The sequence below is a fragment of the Chromohalobacter sp. 296-RDG genome, from assembly GCF_029889885.1.
Lineage (GTDB): Bacteria > Pseudomonadota > Gammaproteobacteria > Pseudomonadales > Halomonadaceae > Chromohalobacter.
In genome coordinates, this window is the sequence record NZ_JARANY010000001.1 from 144,385 (window position 1) to 170,819 (window position 26,435).

A 26,435-nucleotide genomic window follows, 5' to 3' on the forward strand; every position below is an offset into this window, starting at 1 on the left:
GGCGAATCAAGTCGATGAGGGAGAATCGTACGCGGCACGTGCGGCATCGAGCATTTGCTGGGCCTCGTCGACCTGCCCATGCGCAGCCTCGAGGCTGGCAGCATCGCCATGGCGCTGGGCATGCGTGACTTGCTGACGGGCCTTGCGCAGTGACTGCTCGGCGGCTTTGACGGCCATTCGCCGATGGTGCGTGGTAGAGGTGTCGGCACGTGGTGCTTGTGCGTTGCCGAGTTGCCGGTCGATATCCGCCAGGCGCGCGGTCAACGTCTCGGCGCGTTCATCGAGCCCCTGACGTGTCTCGGCATCCAGGTTGTCACGCTGGCGTTGACGTTCCACACGCTTGAGGCCGGCGACCAAGGTTGCCCGCGTCGCCTTGAGAGCAGTGGTATCCACGCTGGCGGTGTCGTCCTGTTGCGTCGATTGCGCAGGGGCCGTCTCACGCTTGGCTTTTGCCGCCACGGCGGCTTGACGACGTTCGCGCTTGCGGCGTTTTTCCTCGGCCTGTTGGGCGAGACGCTGTTGACGCGCCTCGTAGCGTTGTCGCCCTAGCGCGGCACGTTTGTCCAGGTATGCGTCTTGCTGAGCCTGGGTGCGTGCCGCGAGCCATTCGGGATGCGGTAGGATATCGATGCAGTCGACCGGGCAGGGCGCAACACACAGCTCACAGCCGGTGCATTCGGATTCGATCACCGTATGCATCTGCTTGGCGGCACCGAGGATGGCGTCTACCGGGCAGGCCTGGATACACTTGGTGCAGCCGATGCACTCATCCTCACGAATGTACGCCACTTTCGGCGGCTGCGCCGGTTCCGCGAGGGGCTGGTGCGCTTGGCCTGTCAACTCGGCCAGCCGCGCCATGGTGGCCTCGCCGCCGGGCGAGCATTTGTTGATCGCTTCACCCGCCGCGATGCCTTCGGCATAGGGGCGACAACCGGGGTGCCCGCACTTGCCGCATTGCGTTTGCGGCAATTCGGCGTCAATGGTCTCGATGAGCGCGAGATTAGTAGACACCTTGCCTCCTCAGGTTACGCGCTGGCCGGGTTCCGCGCCGCTGTCCGGCGACAGCAGATAGATGCCGCCTTCCTTGTCGCCGGCGGCCAGCACCATGCCTTCCGAGACGCCGAAACGCATCTTGCGCGGCGCCAGGTTGGCGACCATGACGGTCAGGCGACCCTCCAGCGCTTCGGGGGCGTAGACGGCACGGATGCCCGAGAAAACGGTACGTGTCTCGCCACCCAGGTCGAGCGTCAATTTGAGCAGTTTCTTGGCGCCCTCGACGTACTCGGCCTTGGCAATACGCACGATGCGCATATCGAGCTTGGCGAAATCGTCGAAGCTTATTTCGTCGGCAATGGGATCATCGGCCAGCGGGCCCGTGGCGCGTTCCTTGAGCTTTTGTTCCTCGGCGAGGACTTCCTTGGAGGCCTCGGTCATCTGCGCGATTCTGTCGGTGTCGACGCGGGTCATCAGCGGCTTGAACTTGGCGATGGCGTGGTCTTCGAGCACGTGGTGACGGCGTTCCCAGTCGAGGGAGTCGACCTGCAGGAAGTTGCGTGCCTGCTCGGCCATAGCCGGCACCACGGGCTGCAGGTAGACCATCAACACGTGGAACAGGTTGATCCCCACTGAGCAAATATCGAGCACTTCCTGCTCGCGGCCTTCTTCCTTGGCCAGCACCCAGGGCGCCTTGTCGGCAATGTAAGCATTGGCCTCGTCGGCGAGCTCCATGATCTTGCGCATGGCGTGGCCGAATTCACGTGCCTCGTAGTCGGCGGCGATCGCCTCGCCGGCGTCTGCGAAGCGTGCCACTAGCGCGGGCTCGGCGCAGTGCGCGGCGAGCTGGTTACCATTGAGTTTCTTCACGAAGCCTGCACAGCGGCTTGCGATGTTGACCACCTTGCCGACCAGGTCCGAGTTCACGCGCGAGGCGAAGTCCTCGAGGTTGAGATCGAGATCGTCGACGCCGGCCGTCAGCTTGGCGGCGAAGTAGTAGCGCAGGTATTCGGGATTGAGGTATTCGGCATAGGTCTGCGCCTTGATGAAGGTGCCGCGCGACTTGGACATCTTGGCGCCGTTGACGGTGACGAAGCCGTGGCAATTGACGCCGGTCGGCGTGCGCAGCCCTGCACCTTCCAGCATCGCCGGCCAGAACAGGGCGTGGAAGTAGACGATGTCCTTGCCGATGAAATGATAGACCTCGGCCTCTGAGTCCTTCTTCCAGTAGCTGTCGAAGTCGATGCCTTCGCGCTCGCAGAGGTTCTGGAAGCTGGCCAGGTAACCGATCGGCGCGTCGAGCCAGACATAGAAATACTTGCCCGGCGCATCGGGAATCTCGAAGCCGAAATAAGGTGCGTCGCGAGAGATATCCCACTCGTTGAAGCCTGACTCGAACCATTCCAGCAGCTTGTTGCGAATCTGAGGCTGCACATGACCGCCATCGATCCAGCCCTGCATGAAGTCGGCGAAGTCGGGCAGCTTGAAAAAATAGTGAGTCGACGTGCGGACTTCCGGTGTGGCGCCGCTGATCGCCGAGACTGGATCGATCAGCTCTGCTGGCGTGTAGGTCGCACCGCACGCTTCGCAGTTGTCGCCGTATTGGTCGTCGCTGTGGCACTTGGGGCAGGTGCCCTTGATGAAGCGGTCGGCGAGGAACAGCCCCTTGACCGGATCAAACATCTGTTCGATGTCGCGCGTCGAGATATGCCCGGCATCGCGTAGCGCTGTATAGATGCGCTCGCTGTGCTGGCGGTTTTCTTCCGAGTGCGTGGAGTAGTAATTGTCGAACGCTACCCCGAAGCGGGCGAAATCGGCCTGGTGCTCGGCGCTGACGTTGCTGATCAACTGCTCCGAGGTAATGCCTTCCTGCTCCGCGCGCAACATGATAGCGGTGCCATGGGCGTCGTCGGCACATACATAATGGCACTCGTGACCACGGCTTTTCTGGAAGCGCACCCAGATATCGGTCTGGATGTACTCGAGCAAATGGCCCAGATGAATCGAGCCGTTGGCATAGGGCAGGGCACTGGTAACCAGGATCTTGCGCTTGGCGTTGGCGGTAGTCGGCATGGCGGCTCTAGTGACGAAAGTCGGAACGAAAGAAGGCGTCGCGAACGACATCGACGAAAAGGCGATTGTAGCCCGCTTGGCGCTTGGCTGCATCCGTGATGCGGAAGACGCCGTCGACGCGCTCATGACGCATCAGTAAGGGTAACGCTCAGGGCGGGCTTGGCCAGCCGCCGGCACGAATGGCCGGACACCCCGCGATATCGAGATTGTAGAGGTACAGCCAGGCGGGGCCGAATGCAGTGTCATAAATGACACGGTCATAGGTGCCAGTCAGCGGTGCGCGTACGCGATAATCTTCGAGCCGGTCGAGATCGCGTAGGCCCCGCGCATCGACCCGGTAGAGTTCCACGTCGATGCCGTAGGAGGGTTCCGCCTTGGCGCCGGGGCAATGCCCCAAATCGTAGAGGGTGACATCAACGAGCGTATCCGCGCCGATGAATTCGGTGCCTGCGAGCCAATGGTGGTTGCGCAGGCCCCGCTTGAGCGTGCCGTACACGGCGACCAGTGGCGTACGACGGATGGCGATAACGGGGGAATACATGGCGACTCTGCGTTGACGATGAGTGACGATTCAATGCTCAGCGTGGCGGTTGCCGCGATAGATGACGAAGTTCTTGAGCCCCTGATCGGCGAGCCGAAGCGCCTGCATCTTGCTCATGATGCCCTGATCGCAATAGAGCGCGTAGCGCCGATGCGACGGCAATTGCGCGGCGCGTTCGCCGAGCTCGAAGAACGGAATCGCCAGCGGCTCGTCTTGCGGCAGCCTCAATGGGGCGGCGTCGCGCTCATCGGGGTGGCGAATGTCGATGACCGTGACGTCATCGGCTGCGCGTAGCGCCTCGGCACTCTCGATCACGGGCACATCGAGCGTGCGTGGCGCGGGCGTGTCGAGCAGGCGGTCCACTCGCGTCTGGCGGGTGGCCTCGAGTGCTGCTTCAAGCACGCCCATGTCGAAGTCGGCCTCGGCGTCTTCGATCTGGTCGGGCCTGGGGCGTGTATTGGGGCGTTGCGAGATCGTACCGCAGTATTCCGGCAAGCGCTCGGCATGGGCGGCGGTGCCGATGTGACGCGCATCCTCGATGATGGCTTGCTTATCGTCGGCGATGAGCGGACGCAGAACGGGCCGCTCGCTGACCGTGTCGATCAGCCCTAGGTTGACCAGGCTCTGGCTGGATACCTGCGCCAAGGCATCGCCGGTGACGAGTGCTGAAATGCGCGCGCGTGCCGCGATGCGGTTGGCGGCTCGCAGCATCATCCGCTTGAGCACGACGCCTGCCAGGCCCGCGGGCACACGGCGCTGGATCTCATCGAGCACGCCGTCGAAGGGCACACTGATGAAGTGGGCATGGTGCGAGGCGCTGTAACCCTGCCACACTCGATGCACGACCTCGCCCACGGCCTGCTCGTGTTCCGGCCCGCCGAGATTGAAGAACAGGTAATGCGTCTTGAGCCCGCGCCGGATCAAGCGCCAGGCCGCCACCGGCGAATCGTAGCCGCCCGAGATGAGTGCCAGTGCCTGGCCCTGGGTGCCCAGCGGATAACCGCCCAGGCCGGGCAAACGGCGTGTCACCAGGCGCAGGTGCTGGTCCTGCAACTCGAGCGTGACATTCACTTCGGGGTGGGAAAGGTCCACCTTGGCGTCCGGGCTGGCGTCGAGCAGCGCGCCGCCCAGATGACGTTCGAGGTCCGCCGAAGTGAAGTCGTGTTGTCCGCGGCGCTTGACGCTGACGCGAAACCGGCGGCCAGCCAGCGGGGCACGCCAAAGCGCCACCAGGCGTTCGGCGGTATCGGCGAAGGAGACGAAGGTATGCACGTCGATCACCAGCACCTCGTGGATGCCGGGCACGCGCGATAGCGTTGCTTCCAGGCGCTCACGAGTAGCGTCGTCGATGGCGTGGCGAACCCGTACCTCCAGCGCATCCCAGCAGTCGGCGACTCGCACATCAGGGACCAGTGGCGTCAGGATGTTGCGCAGGTTGGTGCGCAGACAACGCACCATCTGCTTGCGCACGGGGCGGGACTTGATGGTGATCTCGGGGAAAAGCTTGACGCGATACCGCATATGTCATGTGTCGAGTGCCTAGTGAAGGCGCGCATGGTAGCAACCCGTCACCTGCCTCGCCAGTCACTCCACTGAGGCTGCTACGCTGAATGCGTGTATCGTGAGGAGATTTCTCATGCAATACGAACTGTATTATTGGCCGGGCATTCCCGGGCGCGGTGAATATGTGCGCTTGGCGCTCGAGGCGGCGGGCGCCGACTACGTCGATGTGGCGCGTGAACGCCAGGATGGCATGAGCGCAATCGGCGATCTGCTCGAAGGCGAGGTTGCGCCATTCGAGGCGTATCCGCCCTTCGCGCCGCCGATTCTCAAAGCGCAGGAGCGGGTCGTGTCGCATGTCGCCAATATTCTGCGTTTCCTGGGGCCACGGCTTGGCCTGGTGCCGGACGACGAGCCCAGCCGTGACTGGGCGCACGGATTGCAATTGACGATGACCGATTTCATCGCCGAGATTCATGACGTACATCATCCCATCGGAAGTTCGCTATATTACGAAGAGCAGCAAGACGAGGCGCGCCGTCGTGCCCAGGTATTCCGGCAGGCGCGACTGGGCAAGTTCCTCGGCTATTTCGAGGATGTTCTGGCGCGCAATCCGGCTGGAAAGACGTATCTCGTCGGCGATGCCTTGAGTTATGTTGATCTCTCGCTTTTTCAAACCGTTAGCGGCCTGCGCTATGCCATGCCTCGTGCAATGGCGGTTCAAGCGCCATCGATTCCCGACGTTATGGCCTTGAGCGAGCGTGTGTCGGCATTGCCGCGTATTGCCACCTATCTGGGGTCCGCTCGGCGCCAAGCGTTTAACGAAGATGGCATTTTTCGCCATTATCTTGAGCTGGATGCCGATTGAGCGCTCGATGTTATCGTCCGGTGGCGTTATGTTGAGAAATGTGTACGGGGGCCGCGCCCGAGCGCCAATGAATTTGATACCATCTTGGCGTTCGTGATCCGCGCCGTGGTGGGCGTTTCTTGATGGGCAGGGATAAGCGCATGTTTCTCGACGACTTTCACACCGTGACCGATGATCGGCTATGTATTACGGCCGAGCAGGCAAGCCGTTTCGCCAAGTGTATCGCTGGCGATTACAATCCCATTCACGATGCGGATGCACGGCGTTTCTGCGTGCCGGGCGATCTGCTGTTTGCCCTGGTGATGGCACGTTTTGGCTTGGCACAACGCATGACTTTCCATTTCAAGGGCATGGTCGGTGATAGCGTCCCGTTGTGCTTCGCTCAGCACGGCGACACCGTCCAAGTGACCGACGCCAATGGTAAGGTGTATCTTGAGGTCGAGCGTGGCGGGGATATCACCCACGATGCCGACGTCATCGAGGCCTTCACGCGCCGTTACGTCGCTTTTTCAGGTCGCAATTTCCCGCATTATCTCAAACCGCTGATGGAAGAGCAGGGTGTCATGTTCAATCCCCAGCGACCGTTGGTGATCTATGACAGCATGGGTTTCTCGTTATCGCGGCTGGATGTCGCCGAGGCCGGTGTTGCTTTCGCTGGCGCGACGCTGGATGTCAGCGGCAAGCGGGGCGATGCCTTGCTGCAATTCAAGATGACCGACGGCGAAACGGCCATTGGCCATGGCTCCAAGAAGTTGGTGGTCAGCGGCTTGCGTGAGTACGATCCTCCGGTGATGGACGCTTTTGTCGAGAAGTTCATGAACCTCAAGGCGCATTACGCCACGGCCGAGTGAGTATCCAGATGCAACCCTTGCACTCAGAAGGTGTCACAGGCCAAGTCATCTTTTGTCATAGGAGCATCCCTTGAGTATCGAAGGCATTCAGCAATTCTTTCAGCGCATGTTGGAGTCCCCGCAATCGGAGCGTCGGCAGGTGACGCTGGAATTGGCGGTGGCAGCCCTGTTATGCGAGATCATGCGTGCCGATTACGAATATGACCCACGTGAACGGGCCATGCTGCGAGAGCTTTTAACCACGCGCCTTACGATTGCCCCGGACGACGTCGATGAGCTGATGGCGCTGGCCGAAACCGAAGTCGAACAGGCCGTCGATCACTATGAATTCGTCAGCCTGATCCGCGAGCAGTACGGCTACGAAGACCGCGTGGCGCTGGTAGCACAGCTGTGGCAACTGGCCTTTGCCGACGGCGAACTCGATGCCTTGGAAGAGCACCGCGTCCGGCGTATCGCCGATCTCCTTTATGTCAGTCACAGCGATTTCATTCGTACCAAGCTCGAGGTCATGCCGGAGGGGTGAGACGGTGCGGCCAGCCTGCATGTGTCGATTTTCTGGAAGCGCCTGGCGAAAAGTTGACTGAAACGCTTGGGTAAGTGCCATCGCGGGACGTTATACTGAGTGTATCGAGCTGTCAGCCTGGCTGGCGCACTGCAGATGAGCATATCGTGGAAAGGAGAGTTGCTGTGATCGAAGGCGTGAAGCATATCGTCGCTGTGGCGTCAGGCAAGGGGGGCGTGGGCAAGTCCACCGTGACCGTCAATCTGGCTCTGGCGATGGCCGCCGAAGGGTACCGAGTGGGACTGCTCGATGCCGATATCTACGGCCCCAGTCAGGCGCAGATGCTGGGAATCGCTCCGGGTGTGCGGCCGCAGCCGGCGGGTGAAAATGCCTTCAAGCCGCTGGAGGCTCATGGTCTGCAGGCAATGTCGATGGCGCTCATGGTAGATGCCAATGAGCCCATGGTCTGGCGCGGCCCTATGGTGGCCGGGGCTTTCCAGCAATTGCTCAACCAGACCGCCTGGGAGGATCTCGATTACCTCTTCGTCGACATGCCACCGGGCACCGGCGACGTGCAGCTGACTCTGGCGCAGAAAGTGCCGGTTAGTGGCGCGGTGATCGTGACCACGCCTCAGGACATTGCGTTGCTCGATGCCAAGAAGGGCATCGAGATGTTCCGCAAGGTCAACGTGCCGGTGCTGGGCGTTGTCGAGAACATGAGCCAGCATGTCTGCTCGCAGTGTGGCCATCAGGAGCCGATCTTCGGTAGCGGTGGCGGTGAGCGCGTTGCGGAGCAGTATCAGACTCGGCTATTGGGTCAACTGCCCCTCGATGGCACGATTCGCGAGCAGGTCGACGGTGGCAAGCCCAGTGTGATCGCCGATCCTGAAGGAAACGTCGCGCAGACGTTCCGCCAGGTGGCGCGTGCCGTGACCGAGGGGATCGACGCGCAATCCGACGAGTCGCCGACCATCAGCTTCGGCGAGTAACTTCGCTACGTGACGTTTGCGCGACGCGATGGGGCCGTTATCATAACGGCCCCTTTGTTTTTACGGACCAAATTTTCACGGGCCAAGTGTTCACGAACCGAGTGTTCGCGGAGACAAACCGATTTCATCGCGACAGCGCACTGAGCAGGAAACTTCAATGAGCATCAAATCCGACAAATGGATTCGGCGCATGGCCGAGAACCAGGGCATGATCGAGCCGTTCGAGGCGGACCAGGTTCGTTACGTGAACGAGCAGCGGGTGATTTCTTATGGAACCTCCAGCTACGGGTACGATGTGCGCTGCGCCGATGAGTTCAAGGTGTTCACCAATATTCACTCGGCCGTGGTTGACCCCAAGGGGTTCGATGAGAAGAGCTTCGTCGACGTCAAGAGCGATGTCTGCGTGATTCCGCCCAACTCTTTCGCCCTGGCGCGCACCGTGGAATATTTCCGGATTCCGCGTAGCGTGTTGACCATCTGCCTGGGCAAGTCGACGTACGCGCGTTGCGGCATCATCGTCAATGTCACGCCGCTGGAGCCCGAATGGGAGGGCCACGTCACGCTCGAATTTTCCAACACGACCAACCTGCCCGCGCGGATCTACGCCAATGAAGGAGTGGCGCAGATGCTGTTCTTGGAATCCGACGAGGTCTGTGACGTTTCCTACAACGACCGGGGCGGCAAATACATGGGGCAGCGGGGCGTGACGCTACCGAGGACATAAGCAGCGAGCTACGGGCAACGGGCCACGAGCAGCGAGCCAAAATGCTGCCGAAGCCCGAAGCCCGAAGCCCGAAGCCCGAAGCCACTCTTTATAGCGCCCCGAACCTGGCGCTCGAAGCCCGAAGCCACTCTTTATAGCGCCCCGAACCTGGCGCTCGAAGCCCGAAGCCACCCTTTATAGCGCCCCGAACCTGGCGCTCGAAGCCACTCTTCATAGTGCCCCGGACCTGGCGTTCGAAGCTGGGGTCTATCCTTCCTCGTCGAGCTCTTCTGCGGCGTCTTCATGCGACATCCGCAGTCCGGTGGGCGGTAGCGGCATGTCGTCGAACTGAGCCCCTTCCGCGCCTAGACTCAAGCGGCCCTCGAGAAACCAGCGCACGGCGATGGGGTAGATCAGATGCTCGCGGGCGTGGACTTTTTCGATCACCTGCTCGGCGGTGGAGTCGGGATCGACGCTGAGCGCGGCCTGCAAGGCCACCGGTCCGCCATCGAGTTCCTCGGTGACGAAGTGCACGCTGGCGCCATGCTCTGACACGCCATCGGCCAGCGCGCGGGTATGCGTGTCCAGGCCTGGATAGTCCGGCAACAGCGAAGGATGGATATTGAGCATGCGGCCGGCATAGCGATGCACGAATACCGGGGTCAGAATACGCATGAATCCCGCGAGCACGATCAAATCTGGCTTGTGGCGGTCGATGACCTTGATCAATGCGCGGTCGTAAGCTTCGCGATCGTCGTACTCGCGATGCGGTAGCACGACGGAGTCGACACCGGCTTCCTTGGCGCGTACTAGGCCGTAGGCATCGCCCTGATTGGAAATCACGGCAACGATCTCGCCACCCAGCTCGTCATGTTGCTGCGCGTCGAGTAGCGCCTGCAAGTTGCTGCCGTTGCCGGAGATCAACACCACGACGCGACGCTTCTCGGCCGGCTCCGCTTCGAAGTCGTTGCCGTCGGGGGTGTCGGATTGAGTCGTAGCATTCATTAGCGGACGTTCTCCAGACGAACTTGTTCTTCCTCACCCTGGCGCGCGACGATGTCGCCGAGGCGATGTACCGTTTCGCCAGCGGCTTCGAGTGTGGCCTGGGCGTGCTCGGCCTGCGCTGCAGGTACGACTGCGACCATGCCAATACCGCAATTGAGCACGCGATGCATCTCGTGCTCATCGACGTTGCCTTCACGTTGCAGCCAGTCGAAGACTGCGGGGCGTGTCCAGCTCGTGGCATCGATGCGTGCAGTGAGCGTATCGGGCAGCACGCGAGGCACGTTTTCGAGCAGGCCGCCGCCGGTGATATGGGAGAGCGCGTGTACGGCCACGTCGCTGTCCTTGATCAACGATAGTAGCGGTTTGACGTAAATGCGTGTCGGCGCCAGCAAGGCGTCACGCAAGGTCACACCGTCGACCTCGGTGTCGAGATCGGCCTGATTAACATCGAGGATCTTACGGATCAACGAGTAGCCATTGGAGTGCGGGCCGGAGGCGGCGAGCCCGAGCAGCACATCTCCCTCGGCGACACGGCTACCATCGAGGATCTCGGATTTCTCGACGACACCGACGCAGAAGCCGGCCAGGTCGTAGTCGTTGCCCGCGTACATGCCGGGCATTTCGGCGGTCTCGCCGCCGATCAGTGAGCAGCCCGCCTGGGCACAACCTTCGCCGATGCCGGTAACGACGTCAGCGGCAATCTCGACATCCAGCTTGCCAGTGGCATAGTAGTCAAGGAAGAACAACGGTTCGGCGCCGGCGACGACCAGGTCGTTGACGCACATGGCGACCAGGTCGATGCCGATGGTGTCATGCCGGTCCAGGTCCATGGCCAAGCGTAGCTTGGTGCCCACTCCGTCGGTGCCAGACACTAGTACCGGCTCGCGGTAACCGCTGGGTAATTGGCATAACGCGCCGAAGCCGCCCAAGCCGTCCATTACTTCGGGTCGGGAGGTGTTTTTGGCGACTCCCTTGATGCGTTCGACGAGCGCGTTGCCGGCGTCGATGTCCACGCCGGCATCCTTGTAGCTGAGGGATGCGCGGGAGGAGGTGGGCGTGTCCGAACTGCGAGTCATGGGCATTCCTGTCAACAGTGTGCCGATCGCGGGGCGATCGAGCGAAGCCGATGGCGCCGCCTGGCGCCCGAGGCCAGGGCGGTATTAGGGAAGCTCACATTGTAGCATTGCCCCACGGGAGGCGCATCGCCCGCGCAGGCGTGTAGAATCGAAACCCAAAGAGCTGGGAGACACGTATCGCAATGACACGCATACAAGTGTGGTGCCTTCTGGGCGCGGCGGGATTGATCTGGTTGCTCGTCTTGCTGGAGCCCATCTTGATGCCGTTTTTCGTCGGCATGATATTGGCTTATCTAGGTGATCCGGTGACCGACTGGTTGGAGGCACGCGGTTTATCACGCCGGCTCTCGGTGAGCGTAGTATTCCTCGTGCTGGCGCTGTCGATGGTCTTGGCGTGCTTGATTCTGATTCCCTTGCTGGGTCGACAGCTGGCGCAGTTGGTCGAATCCTTCCCGGCCATCTTCAACTGGGTGCAGTCGGTGGTGCTACCGGAGGTCCAGGCCGTGACGGGCGTGGATCTCAGCGCTGATTTCGATCAGCTGCGCAGCACCTTGATGGAGAACTGGCGCGAGACCGGCACGGTGGCGGCCGCAGTTCTGGCCCAGGCGTCGAAGTCAGGCATGGCGTTCGCCGTGTGGATGGGCAATCTGGCGCTGCTTCCCGTGACGACCTTTTATTTTCTACTCGACTGGGATCGGCTCAAGGCACGCCTGCGCGATTTGCTGCCGCGACACGTCGAGCCAACGATCACGCGCCTGAGCCATGAATGCGACGAGGTGTTGTCGGCCTTTCTGCGCGGGCAACTGCTGGTGATGCTCAGCCTGGCGGTGATCTATGCGACGGGGCTGAGTCTGCTGGGCTTGCGTTTTGGCCTTTTGATCGGCTTGGTGGCGGGGCTGGCCAGTATCGTGCCCTACTTAGGCGTGATCGTCGGCATTAGCGTGGCGGCGTTAGTGGCATTCTTCCAGTTCGGCGAATGGCTGCCGTTACTCGGTGTGGCTGTGATCTTTGGTATCGGGCAGCTTGTCGAAAGCACCGTGCTGCAACCGGTATTGCTTGGCGACAAGATTGGCTTGCATCCCATTGCGGTCATTTTTGCGGTCTTGGCGGGCGGGCAATTGTTCGGTTTCATCGGCATTTTGCTCGCATTGCCGGTCGCAGCGGTCATCATGGTAGTATTACGTTACCTTCATGAGCGCTATAAAAACAGTCGCTTATACGGTACATCCTGTCACGCTGGCGCCTCGCACGAAGGCGATGAGGAAAGGTCATGATCGGGTCCGCGCAGTTGCCACTGGGAGTGGGGCTGAGTGACGATGCAACGTTTGCCAACTTCCATGCGTCGAGCAATGCCCCGTTGCTCGAGCGCTTGCGCGGCCAGCTCGACACGGACGGCGAGCCGTTTCTGTTTCTGTGGGGCGCTCCGGGCAGCGGTCGTAGCCACCTGTTGCAAGCTGCCTGTCACGAAGCCGGCGACCGGGGAGGACGTACCTTGTATCTCCCCTTGCGCGACCTGGGCCATTTTCCGCCGCATATGCTCGAGGATCTCGAACGCCTGGACCTGGTGGCGATCGACGATCTTTCTGCGGTACTTGGGCGCAAGCGCTGGGAAGAAGAGCTATTTCATTTCTTCAATCGCATGCGCGATGCCAACAAGCGTTTGGTAATCGCCGCCGAGGCAGCACCGCGCCAGTTGCCCACCGTGCTGCCTGATCTCGCCTCGCGCTTGAGCTGGGGCGTGACCTTCCATGTTCAGTCGCTGGATGACAGCGGCCGCTTCGAGGCCTTGCAGTTGCGCGCACGGGTGCGCGGCATGCAGCTCCCCGATGAAGTCGCGCGCTACATTCTGCACCGAGGCCCGAGGCAGCTTTACGCGCTATTCGATGCCCTCGCTCGTCTCGATCATGCCTCGCTTTCCGCTCAGCGCAAGCTGACCATTCCTTTCGTCAAGCAAGCGCTGGGGTGGTAATAAGCCAAGTCATGCGTCGTCGCCGTTGAGGGTGGCGAGAATCCGCCGCGGTCCGCCGTGCTGGCGATGCTCGCCTAGCCATATGCCTTGCCAGGTGCCGGTGGCGAGTCGCCCCGAGTCGACGGCCAGCGTCAGCTGCGTGCCGAAGAGGCTAGCCAGGACGTGTGCCGGCATGTCGTCGGGCCCTTCCAACGTGTGGTGCATGCCGTCGATGCCTTGAGGCGCAAGTCGTTCGGCATACAGGGCCATGTCGTGGCGCACGTCAGGATCGGCGTTCTCATTGAGAGTGAGCGACGCGGACGTATGCAATAATTGTAGATGCAAGAGCCCGAGACGTACGGAGGCGAGTGCTGGAAGCTGGTCGATGATCTCGTCAGTGATGAGATGAAAGCCCTTGTGGTGTGGGCTCAGGGTGAGTGTGGTGCGATGCCACATGATGGATTCTCCGAGAGGTAATGACGATGCCTTGAAAGGCGTCATCGGCAGCACAATTTCACATTGATAGTCGCCGGGCGCGTGCGCCCCGGAGGGGCGACCGTCATGAATGTCGATAATGACGGATATCGCCATGATGGGGCGCGTGCACGGTGGTCTCAACCGATCAGGAGGGTGTGATGAGCGAGACACGCATTGAACGCGATAGTATGGGAGAGCTAGAGGTTCCCGCCGATGCACTGTATGGCGCCCAGACACAGCGTGCCATCAACAATTTTCCCATCAGTGGGCAGCCCATGCCCTCTGCGTTCATTCAGGCGGTGGCACGTGTCAAGCTGGCGGCGGCGAACGTCAATCGTGACCTTGGCCTGCTCGACGCCCCGCGCGCGGAGGCGATCATCAATGCGGCTCAGCGTCTTGTCGATGGTGAGCATGGCGATCAGTTTCCGATCGATGTCTTCCAGACGGGGTCGGGCACATCGACCAACATGAACGTCAACGAGGTGATCGCGCATCTCGCCAGCGAGAGTGGCACCGAGGTTGGCCCCAACGACCATGTCAACATGGGGCAGTCGAGCAATGACGTCATCCCCACCGCGTTGCATCTGTCGGCGGCGCTGGAGGTCGAAAAAACGTTACTTCCCGCCTTGCGCCACCTGCAGTCGGCTATCGATGCCAAGGCGCACGAGGTAGACGATGTCGTCAAGACGGGGCGTACCCACTTGATGGATGCCATGCCAGTTCGCATGAGTCAGGAGCTTGGTGGCTGGTCCAACCAGGTCGCTCAGGCCATCGAGCGCCTGGAAGGCACCCAGCAGCGGCTGACACGCTTGGCGCTCGGCGGCACGGCGGTGGGCACGGGGATCAACGCCCATCCTGAATTCGCCGAGCGGGTCGCCAAGGCGCTCGGCGAGCAGACGGGGCTCAACCTGCGCCCCAACGATAGCTTCTTCGCCAGCCTGGGATCGCAGGATGCTGCCGTCGAGTTGTCCGGCCAGCTACGTACCTATGCCGGTGCGGTGATGAAGATCAGCAATGATCTACGCTGGATGAACTCAGGCCCCTTGGCGGGACTGGGAGAGATAGAGCTCGAGGCCTTGCAGCCAGGCAGCTCGATCATGCCGGGCAAGGTCAATCCGGTGATTCCCGAGGCAGCGGCGCAGACCGCGGCACAGGTGATCGGGCTGGATAGCGCGGTCACGGTGGCGGGGCAGAGCGGCAACTTCCAGCTCAATGTCATGCTGCCGTTGATTGCCTCGAACCTACTGACATCGCTTCGCTTGATGTCCAGCGCCAGTACGCTGCTCGCCGATCGTGCCATCGCGACCTTCAACGTGCGGCGTGACAATATCGAGGCGCCGCTGTCGCGCAATCCCATCTTGGTGACTGCGCTCAACTCGGTCATCGGCTACAACGCGGCGGCGCAGGTCGCCAAAAAAGCCTATCAGGCAGGACGGCCGATCATCGACGTAGCCGAGGAAGAAACCGAATTATCCCGCGAGGAACTCGAACGTCTGCTCGATCCCACGCAGTTGACACAAGGCGGCATTCCCGAATGACGTGATAAAACGGCAGGAGGTTTGGGCGCTCTCAGGGGCGCCCAATGTATTGAGCTCATCGCACTTGGCTGTCTCGTTGGGTGACAAAGACGGGCTCAGTCGTCGTTCTTGACAGGCTCCTCGCCACGCCGGTCATGGGCTTCCTCGATGGTTTCCTGGGCGTCTTGGCGCTCTTCGCGATCCGCGTCCGGGCTGTCGTTTTCATCGGCACGTGCCGGCCGATAACGGAAGGTCGCGAGAATCGGGAAGTGATCGGAGCCGAACGCCGAGAGGCGGCGTAGTGCGATCAAGGTGAAATGCTCGCTGACGAAGACGTGATCCAGCGGCCAGCATAGCCAACGATGCTCGGCGTGGAAGGTGCTGTAAAGCCCGCGTCCGCGGCGAGGGTCCAGCATGCCGCTGATGCGGCAGAAAAGGCGCGTCGTCTTCGACCATGCCACGTCGTTGAGGTCACCGGCGACCAGCGTGGGTTGATCCGAGTCCCGGACTGTCTGGCCGACCAGCAACAGCTCGGCATCGCGCCATAGCGATTCATCGCTTTCGCCGGGCGCAGGTGGCCGTGGATGTACGGCATGAAAGCGTACGCGTTCGCCACTAGGCAGCTCGAACCAACCGTGTATCGACGGAATGTCGTCTTGGATCAACCATTCGACATGCGGCTCATGCAGCGCGAGACGTGAATACAGGTGCATGCCGTAGAGGTTGTCGAGGGGAATCTTGACGGTATGGGGATGGCTTTCGCTCAGCGCTTCGTCGAGGCGCTCTTCCCACCAGGCGTCGGATTCTAATGTCAGCACGATATCGGGATCGACCGCGTGGATCTGGTGCATCAGTGAGATAGCCTGGCGATTGGGCGTGAGAACGTTGGCGACCAGCAACGAAAATTGACGTGAAGCATCCTCGCCTTCGGCATCTACCACCTGGCGTGCTGCCAGCGGTGTCCAAGGGAAAATGCGCGCGCCTTGCACGCCGAGCACTATCAAACTCGCGATGGCGCCAATCCAGCCCAGTGGCGACCAAGGCAGCACACACAGTAAAGCCATGAAAATCACGATGGCGAGTACCGCCAGTTGCATGCGGGGAAAGTCGAAACCGCGCACCCACCAGTAGCGTAAATCCAGCCACGGGATGGCAGTGGCGATAAATGCCGCAAGCGCGAGCAGGGCAAGCGCTATCTCAGCGATATACTCAATCATCATGGCCTCGTCCGGCGGCGCTGGCCCTGGCTCCATGCCGGGGCGTTACCGTCCATGGTCAGCGTGGAGATCGAGGATAGCAGGCTACGTGGTGATGGGGCCAAGCAATGGCGTCACCACATAGGCTCGTCAGGCCGCACGGCCTTGGCAATGACGATTGAGGTAGGCAGTCAGGCGGTGATGTTGTTCGGGCGTGAAACGCAGCCCCAGCTTGGTGCGTCGCCAGAGTATGTCGTCCGGTGAACGCGCCCATTCTTCACGTAGCAGGTAGTCGACTTCGGCCTGCGTGAGGCCTGCGCCGAACGTTTCGCCAAGCTGGTCTTTGCGGCTGACGCCGTGCAGGAAGCGCAGGCATAGCGTGCCATAACTCGAGGCTAGACGCCGCGCCCGGGCTTCCCCCAAGAAGGGATAATCGCGGACGAGCTGCATGGCAAATGCCTCGCGCGAGTCGATGTCACCGCCAGGGAGCGATGCCTCGGCGGTCCACGGTGATCCGGCCTCGGTGAAGTAGGGCTTCAGTTGCTCCAGGGCGGCTTCGGCCAGCTTGCGGTAAGTAGTGATCTTGCCCCCGAAGACTGACAGCAGCGGTGCACCGCGTGCGTCAAGGTCGAGCGTGTAGTCGCGTGTCATCGCCGAGGGGTCGGCGGATTCGTCATCGCATAACGGCCGCACACCCGAGAAGGTAGTGACGATGTCCTCGTGGGAGAGCGTCTGGATGAAATGTTGATTGACCACGTCGAGCAGGTAGTCGATTTCCTGACGGCTGGCGTTGACCTGGCCTGGATCACCTTGGTATCGGACGTCGGTCGTTCCGATCAGGCTGTAGTCCTGCTGATAGGGCAGCACGAAGACGATGCGACGATCTTTGTTCTGCAGGATATAGGCGCGCTCGTCAGTGTTGAGGCGCGGCACGACGATATGGCTGCCCTGGATCATGCGAACGCCGTAGCGCGAATCGCGCTGGGCGTTTTCGCGCACTACCTGCTCCACCCAAGGCCCGGCAGCGTTGACCAGGGCGCGCGCGTGTCGTATATGACGTTTGCCAGTGGTGACATCTTCCAGCGTGATGTGCCAGAGGCCGTCTTCTTCCTGCGCTCCGACGCAGCGGCTTCCCACCTGGATATCGGCGCCATGTTCGCGCGCTTGCATGGCATTGAGAACGACTAGCCGGGCATCATCTACCCAGCAGTCGGAATATTCAAAACCGCGCTTGATAACTGGTTTGAGGGGGCTTTGTGCGTCAAAGCGCAATCCCTTCGATGCGGGTAGGCTGGCACGCTGGCTGAGATGATCGTAAAGGAATAGACCCGTTCGGATCATCCAGGCCGGACGTAAATGCGGCTGGTGTGGAAGGATGAAGCGCAGCGGCCAGACGATATGCGGTGCCTTGCGTAACAGCACTTCACGCTCGTGCAGCGCTTCGCGTACCAGGCGAAATTCTCGATGCTCAAGGTAGCGCAGACCGCCATGGATCAGTTTGCTGCTCGCCGAGGAGGTCGCGCTGGCGAGATCGTGCTGCTCGCTCAGGGCGACGCGCAAGCCACGGCCAGCAGCATCATTGGCGATACCGGTGCCGTTGATGCCACCACCGATGACGAAAAGGTCGAGTATGTCCTGTCGGGGGGAGGCGTTCATGGCAAGCTCCGCAAGGTTGGGTTCGCAGATCGTATGTTCGAATATGAAAGTAGCGTAATCGTAAACGAACATCAAGTTGACGCAACGAACATGGCGTCACCGAGTGACGCCATAAGCGGGACAAGCCGATCAGGCGCCGGCGATATGCAGTGTTACATCATGTTTGCGTAGCAGGCGCAGGATGCCGTCGGGCGGTTGGCGGTCCGTGAACAATGCGTCGATCTGCGAGATGTTGCCTTGGCGCACCACGGCATTGCGATGGAATTTGGAGTGATCGGCGGTCAGGAAGACCTGGCGCGAATTATGGATGATGGCCTGGGCGACACGGACTTCCTGATAGTCGAATTCGAGCAACGAGCCGTCATCGTCGATGCCACTGATGCCGATGATACCGTAGTCGACCTTGAACTGATTGATGAAGTCGATCGTGGCTTCGCCGATGATGCCGCCGTCGCGCGAGCGCACCTGACCGCCAGCGATGATGACGTTGAAATCCTCTTTGTGCTGAAGGATTGCCGCCACGTTGAGGTTGTTGGTAATGACCTCTAGGCCCTGATGGTCGCGTAGTGCCTCGGCGACCATTTCATTGCTGGTGCCAATGTTGATGAACAAGGAGGCGGAGTCGGGAATCTGTGCGGCAACGCATTCAGCGATGTGCTGTTTGGCATCGGCATTGAGTGTCTTGCGCGTATGATAGGCGGTGTTGACGGTGCTCGATTCAAGGCCGGCCCCACCGTGCACGCGCTTGATTGCGCCTTCGTCGGCCAATTGGTTGAGGTCGCGGCGAATCGTCTGTGGCGTGACGGAAAAATGCTGTGTGAGCTGCTCTATAGAGGCGTAGCCCTGATGCTTCACCAGGGTGACGATGGCGTCGTGGCGGTCTTGTTGTGTCATGGGAGGTTCCGTTACCTGGCGAGTAAAACGGCCGATGAATGAGCCATGTCGTGTGGGTATACGCGAACATTGAACAGGCGGCGCAGTGCAGGCTGCAAGGCTATGCTAAATCATGCACTAGTGCGGAAAAAGGCATTATAAATTGTTGTAAAACGAAAGTAGACGTAGGTTTTGCCCGCTAAAGCGAACTTTTACAAGCAGGAGTGGGGCGTGCCGAGTGCTTGCGTCAAGCGTCTGAACCTTGGCGAATTTTTAGGTCGGGGCTTGCAATTTTCTACGGCCTGCGTAAAATGCGCATCCGTTGCCAAGGCGAGAGTCGTCAAAAGCAGTAATGGCATTGTCAAAACGAGTAAAAATAGGACCGTAGCTCAGTTGGTTAGAGCGCCACGTTGACATCGTGGAGGTCAGCGGTTCAAATCCGCTCGGTCCTACCAAGTGCTTAATGTGGAAGTGCGTAATGTTTTTGGTGCTTAGCGTCTAAATGCTGCCAACAATCGATTTGCAGGACCGTAGCTCAGTTGGTTAGAGCGCCACGTTGACATCGTGGAGGTCAGCGGTTCAAGTCCGCTCGGTCCTACCAGAATATTGAACGCCCCCGCTGTTTATTGCAGCAGGGGCGTTTGCGTTTGATCTTCGTGCCGTCGAGTTTATCCGGTCACGCTGGATGTTGAGAGATCGCTGGCGGCGATGAAGATGTCAACCAAGCGCTCGATCCCGCGTTGGTCGTCTTCGCTGAAGCGCTCGAGGCGTGGGCTGTCGAGATCCAGCACCCCCCAGAGTTCGCCGTCGTGCACGATGGGTACCACCAACTCCGAGCGTGACGCGGCATCGCAGGCGATGTGTCCGGGGAAGGCATGGACATCCGCGACACGTTGTGTGCGACGTGTCGTGGCGGTGGCGCCGCACACACCTGTGTCGAAAGGGATGGGATTGCAGGCCGGCAAGCCCTGGAATGGTCCGAGGATGAGCGTGCTAGGCTGCCGCTGAAGGTAAAAGCCAGCCCAGTTCAGGTCGGTGATCTCGTGCTTCAGAAAGGCACAGGTCTGTGCCGCGTTAGTCAGCCAATCACGGGTGTCCAGCAGGGTTTCCAGTTGACGGGCAAGCAGGGCGTAGTCACTCATGATGTCTCCAGGCGGATGCGGGTGATAACGAAACAGGCCGACCCTGTGGGGCCGGCCTGTCGAACGAAGCAGCTGACGGTGGTTACTTCCAGCCGGGAACTGCTGCGCCCTTGAAAAGTTCGTTAGCCTTATCGATGACAGCCTGCGATTGATACGCCTTGACCAGATTCTGGATCGCTTCGTCGTCCTGCATGTCCTTACGCGTCACGATCAAGTTGACGTAGGGCGACTCCGGTCCTTCCTTGATCAATGCGTCATCCAGACTGAGACCTGCCGGCTGGGCGAAAGTATTGTTGATGAAGGCCAGGTCCACATCGGGCAGCACGCGCGGCAGTTGGGCGGCTTCGATTTCGCGGAACTCGTAGTCATGCGGATTATCACTGATATCCACCGGTGTCGCTTCGAGGTTTTCCGGATCGTCGAGCTCTAGCAGCCCTTCATTATGCATCAGAATGAGCGAGCGCCCTTCATTGGAAGGGTCGTTGGGCAATGCGATGGTTGCTCCGTCGGGTACGCTGGAGATGTCGTCGTAGCGTTCGGAATATGCGCCGATCGGGTAGACGAAGGTCTTTCCGGCGATGGCGAAATCGTAATCGCGGTCCTCGATCATGCTATTCAGGTACGGCTCATGCTGGAAGGCATTGGCATCCAGGCTGCCGTCGGCGAGGGCGGCATTGGGCGAGACGTAGTCGGTGAACTCGACGATTTCGATATCGAGGTCATAGTCGTCTTTGGCGACTTGCTTGGCGACTTCCATGACGTCCGTTTCCGGACCTGCCACGGTGCCGACCTTGATCGATTGCGTTTCGGCGTCATCGCTGCCGCAGCCGGCGATCAAGCCGGCGCCGAGCAGTGCCGCAGCACCGAAGAGACGCACGGGGTGTAGGACCTGGGCGAGAGTGTCGTTCATGTTGTGAGCTCCTTGAATGAGGCGTTGCCGCCGGATGCACGATGGTTCCCGAAAAGTATTTATGCTTTTTGGATATAAAAGTTTTTCCTAGTATAGCTTTATGTTTGTTCCACTGGCCACGCACTCATTTATGGTCGGCCTTGCGTACCAAGCGGTCGCCAAGGCTTTGAAAGCCCTGCACCATGACCACCAGTATCGCCACCGTAATGAGCATGATCATCGGGTCGAAGCGATTATAGCCATAACGGATGCCGAGATCGCCCAGACCGCCACCCCCGACGGCGCCGGCCATGGCCGAATAGCTGACCAGCGTGACCACGGTAATGGTCAGACCGTTGATGATACCGCCCTTGGCTTCCGGCAAGAGCACCTTGGTGATGATCTGCAGCGGAGTGGCGCCCATGGCCTGGGCGGCTTCGATCAGGCCTGGGGGAATCTCGTTGAGCGCGCCTTCGACAAGGCGCGCGACGAAGGGAATCGCGGCGATGATGAGCGGCACGACGGCGGCGTTGGTGCCGATGGAACTGCCGACCACGAGGCGCGTGAAGGGAATGATCGCCACCATGAGAATGATGAAGGGAATCGAACGGCCTATATTGGTGACGATTCCCAGAACGCGTTGGGCGACTGGCTGCGCGAGGATCTGCCCCGGACGCGTGACATACAGCAGAACCCCGAGAGGAATGCCGATCACGGCCGAGACCGCGCCCGACAGGGCGACCATATAGAGTGTATCGAGCGTTGCCTCGAGGATCAGTTCAAGCATCGCGCTGGACATGGCCGAGTACCTCTACATTGATGTCGTGGGATTCGAGTTGCGAGAGCGCTTGTGACGTTTTCTCGGGCGTGCCGATGAGCTCGGCGATCATCAGGCCTAGCGTGCGGCCCTGGATCGACTCCACCTTGGCTTGCAGGATGCTGACATCGACGCCGCTATCGCGTGCCAGGCGCGAAATGAGCGGCGTTGCAACATTGGCGCCGGAAAACGCCAGACGGACCACGGGATGTGTATGCTCGCCGGGTGCTTCCTCGAGACGCTCGACCAGCACTTGCGGTGGCTCGAGCTCGAGAAAGGCGTTGAGAAAATCGCGTCCCAGTTGTGTCGCCGGTGCGGTGAAGAAATCGCCGACGTCGGCTTCCTCCACCAGCTCGCCATCCGAGATCAGGCCAACACGGTGGCAGATGCTCTTGACCACTTCCATCTCATGGGTAATGAGCAGAATGGTCAGTCCCAGCTTACGGTTGATGTCCTGTAGCAGTTCGAGGATCGACGCCGTCGTCTGTGGGTCGAGGGCGGACGTCGCCTCGTCGCAGAGCAGTACCTTGGGGCGACTGGCGAGGGCGCGCGCGATGGCCACACGCTGTTTCTGTCCCCCCGAGAGTTGCGCCGGATATTGCGTGGCCTTGTCGGTCAGGCCCGTGAGGTCGAGCAGCGGCCCGACGCGCTCGCGAATCTCGCCTTTCGATACGCCCATCAACTCCAGCGGCAGCGCTACGTTGTCGAAAACCGTGCGCGAGGCGAGCAGGTTGAAATGCTGGAAAATCATGCCGAGCTGATGGCGCGATTGCCGCAGGGCTTCGCTGTCCTGCTGGGTCAAGTCCTGGCCGTCGACGATGACATGGCCCTCGGTCGGGCGTTCGAGGAGGTTGACGCAGCGAATCAGCGTTGACTTGCCCGCGCCGGAGAGACCGATCACGCCATGGATGGCGCCCTTCGGGACTTCCAGGTCGATATTTTTTAGGGCATGGATCGCCGTGGGACCGGCCCCATAGGTTTTGGAGACACCGTCGAGTTTGATCATCGTCTTCGTTTGGGTCGATGCGTTGGGACGTCATGGCCAGTGGCACGCCGGCGATCGTCGGCGACCGAAGCATTGTCATGCCTGGAGTGGCGTCGCATGTGGCAAAATCCAGCATTATAACGAGACTGGACTGCCTTTGTGGCGGGATTTGTAGGCTGTGGCCATAAAAAAAGGCCACCCAGGCGGGTGGCCATCAACGCTGGACACACCCTTTTAGCGGTATTTCCCCGGAACATGCCCGGGCGCGCCCGCAATCTGGGGACAAATCGGCGCTCAAGAAGCGTTGGATTTTAGGGATCGACTCGAGATCTGTCAATATCTATAGGCCACGTTCTTGCATTCAAGGACTTTATTCAGTGTTATCACCTATTTGGGGGAGCATTTAAAGGTATAGGTGTCTGACGATGGGGGCCGATGGGTCATGGTAGAATGATGGCTTTTGAAGTGTGAAAGCATTGGTCAAGGAGTCGAGATGTTTACCGGTATCGTGCAGGGCATGGGAACGGTGGTGGCCGTGGAAGAGGAAACGCAGTTCCGGCGCCATATCGTGTCGTTTCCCGAGGGCATGGTGGACGGGCTCGAAACCGGTGCCTCGGTGTCGCATAATGGATGCTGCCTGTCAGTGACTCGCATCGAGGGCGACCGAGTGTCCTTCGATCTGATGCGTGAAACATTGCGCCTCACTAACTTGGGAGCGCTGAGCGTTGGTGACCAGGTCAATCTCGAGCGTGCTGCGCGCATCGGTGACGAAATCGGTGGCCATTCGATGTCCGGTCATGTCATCTGTCAGGCGGCCTTGGAAGAACTTGACGAGGCCCCCAGCAACCGTCGCTTGTGGTTCGCGATGCCAGAGGTGCATGCGCGTTTTCTGTTCGAGAAAGGCTACATTGGCGTCGATGGCATCAGTTTGACGATCGGTGCCGTCGATGGCGCGCGCTTCTGCGTCGACTTGATTCCCGAGACCTTGTCGCGCACGACATTGGGCGAGCGCGTGCTGGGCGAGTGGGTGAACATCGAGATCGATCCGCAGACTCAGGCGATTGTCGAGACGGTGGAGCGGGTGTTGGCATCGCGTAGCGCCGAATGAACGAACGCGCTGTTGTACACCCTCGATTCCTGGCGTTGCATTGGGTACCATTTACGGCTTTGTCCGCTGCCCGTCGCGGCTAAACCGCGTGCCTAGCTGATGGAGCCTCAGATGAGCATTTATGGCGATTATATAAAGTCGGTCATTCGCACCGTCCCCGATTGGCCCCACCCGGGGGTCAATTTCCGTGATATCACGCCGGTGCTGCAGAACAGTGCCGCTTTCCGCAAGCTCATCGATAGCTTCGTCCACCGTTATCAGGAGCTCAATCTGGATGCAATCGCCGCCATCGATGCGCGCGGTTTCATTATCGGCGCGCCGGTTGCCTATGAGCTGAACTGTAGCTTCGTGCCGGTGCGCAAGAAAGGCAAGCTGCCGTTCAAGACCATCAGCGAAACCTATACGCTGGAATACGGTGAATCGACCGTCGAGTTGCATTCTGACGCCTTCCGCGAAGGCGACCGTATCCTGGTGATGGATGATCTGATCGCCACTGGTGGCACCATGCTGGCGGCGGCCTCGCTGATCCAGCGTAGCGGCGGACACGTGGTCGAGACCGCCACAATCATCGATCTTCCCGAACTTGGCGGCGCGCAGAAGCTCCGCGATGCTGGCCATAGCGTCTTCGCTGCTTGCACCTTTACCGAAGACGAATGATGCACGTGGGTGCGTGGCCGCCGCGCACTCTGCCGCCCCTTATCTTCCGTTAGTAGGGTCTACTAATGAGTACCGATCGCTACCACCAGCAGTTCACCGTTTCCTGGGACCAGTTGCATCGCGATGTGCGTGTCCTGTGTCACCAACTCGTCGAGCGAGACTTTAAAGGTATCGTCGCGATCACCCGCGGCGGATTGATTCCCGCTGCATTGATCGCGCGTGAACTCAATGTGCGTCTGATCGATACCGTGTGCATCAAGAGTTACGAACACAAGGAGCAGGGCGGCCTGAACGTCATGAAGGGCGTCGACCACGATGGCGATGGTTGGTTGCTGGTCGATGACCTGGTCGATACAGGAAAGACGGCGCAGGCGGTGCGCGAGATGCTGCCCAAGGCGCATTTCGTGACCATCTATGCCAAGCCGGAAGGTCGTCCGCTGGTCGATCAGTGCTTGACCGAAGTCGCGCAGAACTGCTGGATTCAGTTCCCGTGGGACATGGGCATTGCCTATGTCGAGCCGTTGGTCGACCAGGTGCGTTCGCGCGATTCATGAGTCTCGTTGCCCAACGCAAGCGTAAGGAAGGTGTGTGATGTCTCAAGTCTTGCCGGATAGCTGGCAGCGTCATCTGGGCCCGGAATTCGAGGCGCCCTACATGCAGACGCTGCGCGCGTTTTTGGCGCGTGAAAAAGCCGCGCGCAAGGTGATCTATCCGCATTCGGATCACTGGTTTCGTGCCTTCGAGTTGACGCCGTTGGATCAGGTCCGCGTCGTGGTCTTGGGGCAGGACCCGTATCACGGGCCACATCAGGCGCATGGGTTGTGCTTCTCGGTGCGCCCCGGCATTCCCGCACCGCCTTCATTGCAGAACATTTACAAGGAACTGGCGCAGGACGTGGGCACGACCCCGGTTTCGCACGGCTTTCTCGAGTCCTGGGCGCGTCAGGGCGTGTTGCTCCTCAATAGTGTATTGACCGTCGAGCAGGGTAACGCCGGCGCGCATCGGGGGCAGGGCTGGGAGGCCTTCACCGACCGTGCAATTCAGGTGGTCAATGAGCAATGCGATGGGGTGGTTTTCTTGCTTTGGGGCAGTTATGCCCAGAAGAAGGCATCGTTCGTCGACCGTCAGAAACACCTGGTGTTGCATGCCCCGCATCCTTCGCCCTTGTCGGCGCACCGTGGCTTCTTCGGTCAGCGTCACTTCTCTCAAGCCAATGCCTTTCTGGCCGCACGGGGCCGAGAGGGCATCGACTGGCAACTGCCGGCACAGCCTGAGTTCATCTAGTCCCCTTAACCCGCGCTCCCTGGCACGCTAGAATACGTGCAAATCCGGGCCGCTCTCCGGTCGCATCCGTGACGTACCCGCGTGGCCGATGTGAAGTGCGGTTCGGCTCGTCATCGCCGAAAGGATATCCCCCGACATGAGCGTTCATGCCATCCAACATCCCCTGGTCAAGCATAAGCTGGGCCTGATGCGTGAAGCCGGTATCAGCACCAAGAGCTTCCGTGAGCTGGCCAGCGAAGTCGCCAAGTTATTGACCTATGAAGCGACGCAGGATCTCGAGACTCAGAAGACCGAGATTCCGGGATGGAGTGGCGGCTTGCTCGAAGTCGAACTGCTCAAGGGCAAGAAGGTGACCGTGGTTCCCATTCTGCGTGCCGGTCTGGGCATGCTCGATGCCGTTACCGATCTCATTCCCAGTGCGCGTGTCAGTGTGGTGGGGCTTTATCGCAACGAAGAGACGCTGGAGCCGGTGCCGTATTTCGAGAAGTTCGTCGGTGATCTCGACGAGCGTCTGGCGATCGTCATCGATCCCATGCTGGCTACGGGGGGCTCCATGGTGGCGACGCTGGATATGCTCAAGGCGCGTGGCTGTCCGCTCGTGAAAGTCATCGTTCTGGTCGCGGCGCCTGAGGGTATCGCCCGAGTTCAGGAGGCTTATCCCGAAGTGGAAATCTATACCGCTTCCGTCGATGAGCGCCTCGACGAGAATGGCTACATCATTCCGGGTCTTGGTGATGCCGGCGACAAGATATTCGGCACGCGCTGAGACGATATCTGCCACGCGG

At 60.3% G+C, this 26,435-nt stretch carries 28 protein-coding genes and 2 tRNA genes; 16 read left to right on the forward strand and 14 right to left on the reverse strand.

All coding sequences use genetic code 11. The features are described 5' to 3' along the window. Nucleotides 1-6: 6 nt before the first annotated feature. Together rsxB and metG are read right to left on the reverse strand one after the other, a co-directional pair. Nucleotides 7-1,011, reverse strand: a complete 1,005-nt coding sequence (rsxB, locus tag OP495_RS00750) for an electron transport complex subunit RsxB (RefSeq protein ID WP_280566538.1) — start codon at nt 1,009-1,011, stop codon at nt 7-9. Nucleotides 1,012-1,020: 9 nt separating this feature from the next. Then, complete coding sequence (gene metG, locus OP495_RS00755; protein ID WP_280562231.1) at nt 1,021-3,066, reverse strand: methionine--tRNA ligase; 2,046 nt, start codon at nt 3,064-3,066, stop codon at nt 1,021-1,023. Between metG and OP495_RS00760 the strand changes: the two genes are divergently transcribed. Then, a complete protein-coding gene (locus OP495_RS00760) occupies nt 3,065-3,205 on the forward strand; it encodes a hypothetical protein (RefSeq protein WP_280562230.1) in 141 nt (46 codons plus the stop codon). The genes metG and OP495_RS00760 overlap by 2 nt on opposite strands. Before the next feature lie 9 nt (nt 3,206-3,214). Here the strand turns inward: OP495_RS00760 and OP495_RS00765 are convergent, their stop codons facing one another. Both OP495_RS00765 and thiI read right to left on the reverse strand, forming a co-directional pair. Continuing rightward, a complete protein-coding gene (locus tag OP495_RS00765; RefSeq protein ID WP_280566540.1) occupies nt 3,215-3,607 on the reverse strand; it encodes a gamma-glutamylcyclotransferase in 393 nt (130 codons plus the stop codon). A gap of 30 nt (nt 3,608-3,637) precedes the next feature. Beyond that, the gene (gene thiI / locus OP495_RS00770) at nt 3,638-5,128 is read right to left on the reverse strand and encodes a tRNA uracil 4-sulfurtransferase ThiI (protein WP_280566542.1); all 1,491 of its coding nucleotides are present in this window, start codon (nt 5,126-5,128) and stop codon (nt 3,638-3,640) included. Between the two features lie 115 nt (nt 5,129-5,243). Between thiI and OP495_RS00775 the strand changes: the two genes are divergently transcribed. From OP495_RS00775 to dcd, 5 genes are all read left to right on the forward strand, one after another. Beyond that, the gene (locus OP495_RS00775) at nt 5,244-5,975 is read left to right on the forward strand and encodes a glutathione S-transferase (protein WP_280566545.1); all 732 of its coding nucleotides are present in this window, start codon (nt 5,244-5,246) and stop codon (nt 5,973-5,975) included. Between the two features lie 140 nt (nt 5,976-6,115). After that, nucleotides 6,116-6,826 carry a DUF3581 family protein gene (locus OP495_RS00780; RefSeq protein WP_280562226.1) on the forward strand — a complete coding sequence of 237 codons (711 nt, stop codon included), beginning with the start codon at nt 6,116-6,118 and terminating at the stop codon, nt 6,824-6,826. 106 nt (nt 6,827-6,932) lie between these two features. Next, the gene (locus tag OP495_RS00785) at nt 6,933-7,349 is read left to right on the forward strand and encodes a TerB family tellurite resistance protein (RefSeq protein WP_280566638.1); all 417 of its coding nucleotides are present in this window, start codon (nt 6,933-6,935) and stop codon (nt 7,347-7,349) included. A gap of 167 nt (nt 7,350-7,516) precedes the next feature. Beyond that, nucleotides 7,517-8,317, forward strand: a complete 801-nt coding sequence (gene apbC, locus OP495_RS00790; RefSeq protein ID WP_280566639.1) for an iron-sulfur cluster carrier protein ApbC — start codon at nt 7,517-7,519, stop codon at nt 8,315-8,317. A gap of 157 nt (nt 8,318-8,474) precedes the next feature. Then, entirely contained in the window at nt 8,475-9,041 is a 567-nt protein-coding gene (dcd, locus tag OP495_RS00795) for a dCTP deaminase (protein ID WP_280566547.1), read from the forward strand. A gap of 246 nt (nt 9,042-9,287) precedes the next feature. Here the strand turns inward: dcd and purN are convergent, their stop codons facing one another. Together purN and purM are read right to left on the reverse strand one after the other, a co-directional pair. Beyond that, the gene (purN, locus tag OP495_RS00800; protein ID WP_280566549.1) at nt 9,288-10,025 is read right to left on the reverse strand and encodes a phosphoribosylglycinamide formyltransferase; all 738 of its coding nucleotides are present in this window, start codon (nt 10,023-10,025) and stop codon (nt 9,288-9,290) included. Further along, nucleotides 10,025-11,101, reverse strand: a complete 1,077-nt coding sequence (gene purM, locus OP495_RS00805) for a phosphoribosylformylglycinamidine cyclo-ligase (protein ID WP_280562223.1) — start codon at nt 11,099-11,101, stop codon at nt 10,025-10,027. Before purM ends, purN begins: the two co-directional genes overlap by 1 nt. 182 nt (nt 11,102-11,283) lie before the next feature. On the opposite strand from purM, the gene OP495_RS00810 reads away from it, so the two are divergent. Continuing rightward, on the forward strand, nt 11,284-12,375 hold the full coding sequence (locus tag OP495_RS00810) for an AI-2E family transporter (protein WP_280566552.1): 1,092 nt from the start codon (nt 11,284-11,286) through the stop codon (nt 12,373-12,375). After that, on the forward strand, nt 12,372-13,070 hold the full coding sequence (gene hda / locus OP495_RS00815) for a DnaA regulatory inactivator Hda (RefSeq protein WP_280566554.1): 699 nt from the start codon (nt 12,372-12,374) through the stop codon (nt 13,068-13,070). Before OP495_RS00810 ends, hda begins: the two co-directional genes overlap by 4 nt. A 9-nt stretch (nt 13,071-13,079) precedes the next feature. Here hda and OP495_RS00820 read toward each other — a convergent pair whose 3' ends face one another. After that, nucleotides 13,080-13,505 carry a secondary thiamine-phosphate synthase enzyme YjbQ gene (locus OP495_RS00820; RefSeq protein ID WP_280566641.1) on the reverse strand — a complete coding sequence of 142 codons (426 nt, stop codon included), beginning with the start codon at nt 13,503-13,505 and terminating at the stop codon, nt 13,080-13,082. Between the two features lie 179 nt (nt 13,506-13,684). Here OP495_RS00820 and OP495_RS00825 point away from each other — a divergent pair, with 179 nt between their 5' ends. After that, a complete protein-coding gene (locus OP495_RS00825) occupies nt 13,685-15,064 on the forward strand; it encodes a class II fumarate hydratase (protein WP_280566555.1) in 1,380 nt (459 codons plus the stop codon). Nucleotides 15,065-15,159: 95 nt separating this feature from the next. On the opposite strand, the gene OP495_RS00830 is transcribed toward OP495_RS00825, so the two are convergent. The 3 genes from OP495_RS00830 to OP495_RS00840 form a co-directional block, all read right to left on the reverse strand. Further along, a complete protein-coding gene (locus OP495_RS00830) occupies nt 15,160-16,263 on the reverse strand; it encodes an endonuclease/exonuclease/phosphatase family protein (protein WP_280566557.1) in 1,104 nt (367 codons plus the stop codon). Nucleotides 16,264-16,389: 126 nt separating this feature from the next. Next, nucleotides 16,390-17,895 carry a glycerol-3-phosphate dehydrogenase gene (gene glpD / locus OP495_RS00835; RefSeq protein WP_280566558.1) on the reverse strand — a complete coding sequence of 502 codons (1,506 nt, stop codon included), beginning with the start codon at nt 17,893-17,895 and terminating at the stop codon, nt 16,390-16,392. 129 nt (nt 17,896-18,024) lie between these two features. Then, nucleotides 18,025-18,789: a DeoR/GlpR family transcriptional regulator gene (locus tag OP495_RS00840; RefSeq protein ID WP_280562216.1), complete on the reverse strand. Its 765-nt coding sequence runs from the start codon at nt 18,787-18,789 to the stop codon at nt 18,025-18,027. Nucleotides 18,790-19,146: 357 nt separating this feature from the next. Between OP495_RS00840 and OP495_RS00845 the strand changes: the two genes are divergently transcribed. Both OP495_RS00845 and OP495_RS00850 read left to right on the forward strand, forming a co-directional pair. Further along, nucleotides 19,147-19,223, forward strand: a tRNA-Val gene (locus OP495_RS00845). Nucleotides 19,224-19,292: 69 nt separating this feature from the next. Further along, a tRNA-Val gene (locus tag OP495_RS00850) sits at nt 19,293-19,369 on the forward strand. Between the two features lie 67 nt (nt 19,370-19,436). Here the strand turns inward: OP495_RS00850 and OP495_RS00855 are convergent. The 4 genes from OP495_RS00855 to OP495_RS00870 all read right to left on the reverse strand — a co-directional run bounded on the left by OP495_RS00855 (nt 19,437) and on the right by OP495_RS00870 (nt 22,622). Further along, a complete protein-coding gene (locus OP495_RS00855) occupies nt 19,437-19,910 on the reverse strand; it encodes a GAF domain-containing protein (protein WP_280562215.1) in 474 nt (157 codons plus the stop codon). A gap of 82 nt (nt 19,911-19,992) precedes the next feature. Further along, entirely contained in the window at nt 19,993-20,820 is an 828-nt protein-coding gene (locus OP495_RS00860) for a MetQ/NlpA family ABC transporter substrate-binding protein (RefSeq protein WP_280562214.1), read from the reverse strand. Between the two features lie 124 nt (nt 20,821-20,944). Beyond that, nucleotides 20,945-21,598, reverse strand: a complete 654-nt coding sequence (locus tag OP495_RS00865) for a methionine ABC transporter permease (RefSeq protein WP_280562213.1) — start codon at nt 21,596-21,598, stop codon at nt 20,945-20,947. Next, nucleotides 21,579-22,622 carry a methionine ABC transporter ATP-binding protein gene (locus OP495_RS00870; protein ID WP_280566560.1) on the reverse strand — a complete coding sequence of 348 codons (1,044 nt, stop codon included), beginning with the start codon at nt 22,620-22,622 and terminating at the stop codon, nt 21,579-21,581. Before OP495_RS00870 ends, OP495_RS00865 begins: the two co-directional genes overlap by 20 nt. A 472-nt stretch (nt 22,623-23,094) precedes the next feature. On the opposite strand from OP495_RS00870, the gene OP495_RS00875 reads away from it, so the two are divergent. The 5 genes from OP495_RS00875 to upp all read left to right on the forward strand — a co-directional run bounded on the left by OP495_RS00875 (nt 23,095) and on the right by upp (nt 26,416). Continuing rightward, entirely contained in the window at nt 23,095-23,709 is a 615-nt protein-coding gene (locus OP495_RS00875; protein ID WP_280566562.1) for a riboflavin synthase subunit alpha, read from the forward strand. A 111-nt stretch (nt 23,710-23,820) separates the two neighbouring features. Beyond that, nucleotides 23,821-24,366 (forward strand): adenine phosphoribosyltransferase, encoded by a 546-nt coding sequence (locus tag OP495_RS00880; RefSeq protein ID WP_280562209.1) that lies wholly within the window; start codon nt 23,821-23,823, stop codon nt 24,364-24,366. A gap of 65 nt (nt 24,367-24,431) precedes the next feature. Then, a complete protein-coding gene (gpt, locus tag OP495_RS00885; RefSeq protein WP_280566564.1) occupies nt 24,432-24,920 on the forward strand; it encodes a xanthine phosphoribosyltransferase in 489 nt (162 codons plus the stop codon). Nucleotides 24,921-24,957: 37 nt separating this feature from the next. Further along, on the forward strand, nt 24,958-25,650 hold the full coding sequence (ung, locus tag OP495_RS00890) for a uracil-DNA glycosylase (protein WP_280562208.1): 693 nt from the start codon (nt 24,958-24,960) through the stop codon (nt 25,648-25,650). Between the two features lie 136 nt (nt 25,651-25,786). Continuing rightward, a complete protein-coding gene (upp, locus tag OP495_RS00895; RefSeq protein ID WP_280562207.1) occupies nt 25,787-26,416 on the forward strand; it encodes a uracil phosphoribosyltransferase in 630 nt (209 codons plus the stop codon). Nucleotides 26,417-26,435: the final 19 nt, after the last annotated feature.

Coding starts and splice junctions, on each gene's coding strand:
- OP495_RS00760 (WP_280562230.1), top strand. CDS start 3,065: ATGGCGGCTCTAGTGACGAAAGTCGGAACGAAAGAAGGCGTCGCGAAC.
- metG (WP_280562231.1), bottom strand. CDS start 3,066: ATGCCGACTACCGCCAACGCCAAGCGCAAGATCCTGGTTACCAGTGCC.
- OP495_RS00765 (WP_280566540.1), bottom strand. CDS start 3,607: ATGTATTCCCCCGTTATCGCCATCCGTCGTACGCCACTGGTCGCCGTG.
- thiI (WP_280566542.1), bottom strand. CDS start 5,128: ATGCGGTATCGCGTCAAGCTTTTCCCCGAGATCACCATCAAGTCCCGC.
- OP495_RS00775 (WP_280566545.1), top strand. CDS start 5,244: ATGCAATACGAACTGTATTATTGGCCGGGCATTCCCGGGCGCGGTGAA.
- OP495_RS00780 (WP_280562226.1), top strand. CDS start 6,116: ATGTTTCTCGACGACTTTCACACCGTGACCGATGATCGGCTATGTATT.
- OP495_RS00785 (WP_280566638.1), top strand. CDS start 6,933: ATGTTGGAGTCCCCGCAATCGGAGCGTCGGCAGGTGACGCTGGAATTG.
- dcd (WP_280566547.1), top strand. CDS start 8,475: ATGAGCATCAAATCCGACAAATGGATTCGGCGCATGGCCGAGAACCAG.
- purN (WP_280566549.1), bottom strand. CDS start 10,025: ATGAATGCTACGACTCAATCCGACACCCCCGACGGCAACGACTTCGAA.
- purM (WP_280562223.1), bottom strand. CDS start 11,101: ATGACTCGCAGTTCGGACACGCCCACCTCCTCCCGCGCATCCCTCAGC.
- OP495_RS00810 (WP_280566552.1), top strand. CDS start 11,284: ATGACACGCATACAAGTGTGGTGCCTTCTGGGCGCGGCGGGATTGATC.
- hda (WP_280566554.1), top strand. CDS start 12,372: ATGATCGGGTCCGCGCAGTTGCCACTGGGAGTGGGGCTGAGTGACGAT.
- OP495_RS00820 (WP_280566641.1), bottom strand. CDS start 13,505: ATGTGGCATCGCACCACACTCACCCTGAGCCCACACCACAAGGGCTTT.
- OP495_RS00825 (WP_280566555.1), top strand. CDS start 13,685: ATGAGCGAGACACGCATTGAACGCGATAGTATGGGAGAGCTAGAGGTT.
- OP495_RS00830 (WP_280566557.1), bottom strand. CDS start 16,263: ATGATGATTGAGTATATCGCTGAGATAGCGCTTGCCCTGCTCGCGCTT.
- glpD (WP_280566558.1), bottom strand. CDS start 17,895: ATGAACGCCTCCCCCCGACAGGACATACTCGACCTTTTCGTCATCGGT.
- OP495_RS00840 (WP_280562216.1), bottom strand. CDS start 18,789: ATGACACAACAAGACCGCCACGACGCCATCGTCACCCTGGTGAAGCAT.
- OP495_RS00855 (WP_280562215.1), bottom strand. CDS start 19,910: ATGAGTGACTACGCCCTGCTTGCCCGTCAACTGGAAACCCTGCTGGAC.
- OP495_RS00860 (WP_280562214.1), bottom strand. CDS start 20,820: ATGAACGACACTCTCGCCCAGGTCCTACACCCCGTGCGTCTCTTCGGT.
- OP495_RS00865 (WP_280562213.1), bottom strand. CDS start 21,598: ATGTCCAGCGCGATGCTTGAACTGATCCTCGAGGCAACGCTCGATACA.
- OP495_RS00870 (WP_280566560.1), bottom strand. CDS start 22,622: ATGATCAAACTCGACGGTGTCTCCAAAACCTATGGGGCCGGTCCCACG.
- OP495_RS00875 (WP_280566562.1), top strand. CDS start 23,095: ATGTTTACCGGTATCGTGCAGGGCATGGGAACGGTGGTGGCCGTGGAA.
- OP495_RS00880 (WP_280562209.1), top strand. CDS start 23,821: ATGAGCATTTATGGCGATTATATAAAGTCGGTCATTCGCACCGTCCCC.
- gpt (WP_280566564.1), top strand. CDS start 24,432: ATGAGTACCGATCGCTACCACCAGCAGTTCACCGTTTCCTGGGACCAG.
- ung (WP_280562208.1), top strand. CDS start 24,958: ATGTCTCAAGTCTTGCCGGATAGCTGGCAGCGTCATCTGGGCCCGGAA.
- upp (WP_280562207.1), top strand. CDS start 25,787: ATGAGCGTTCATGCCATCCAACATCCCCTGGTCAAGCATAAGCTGGGC.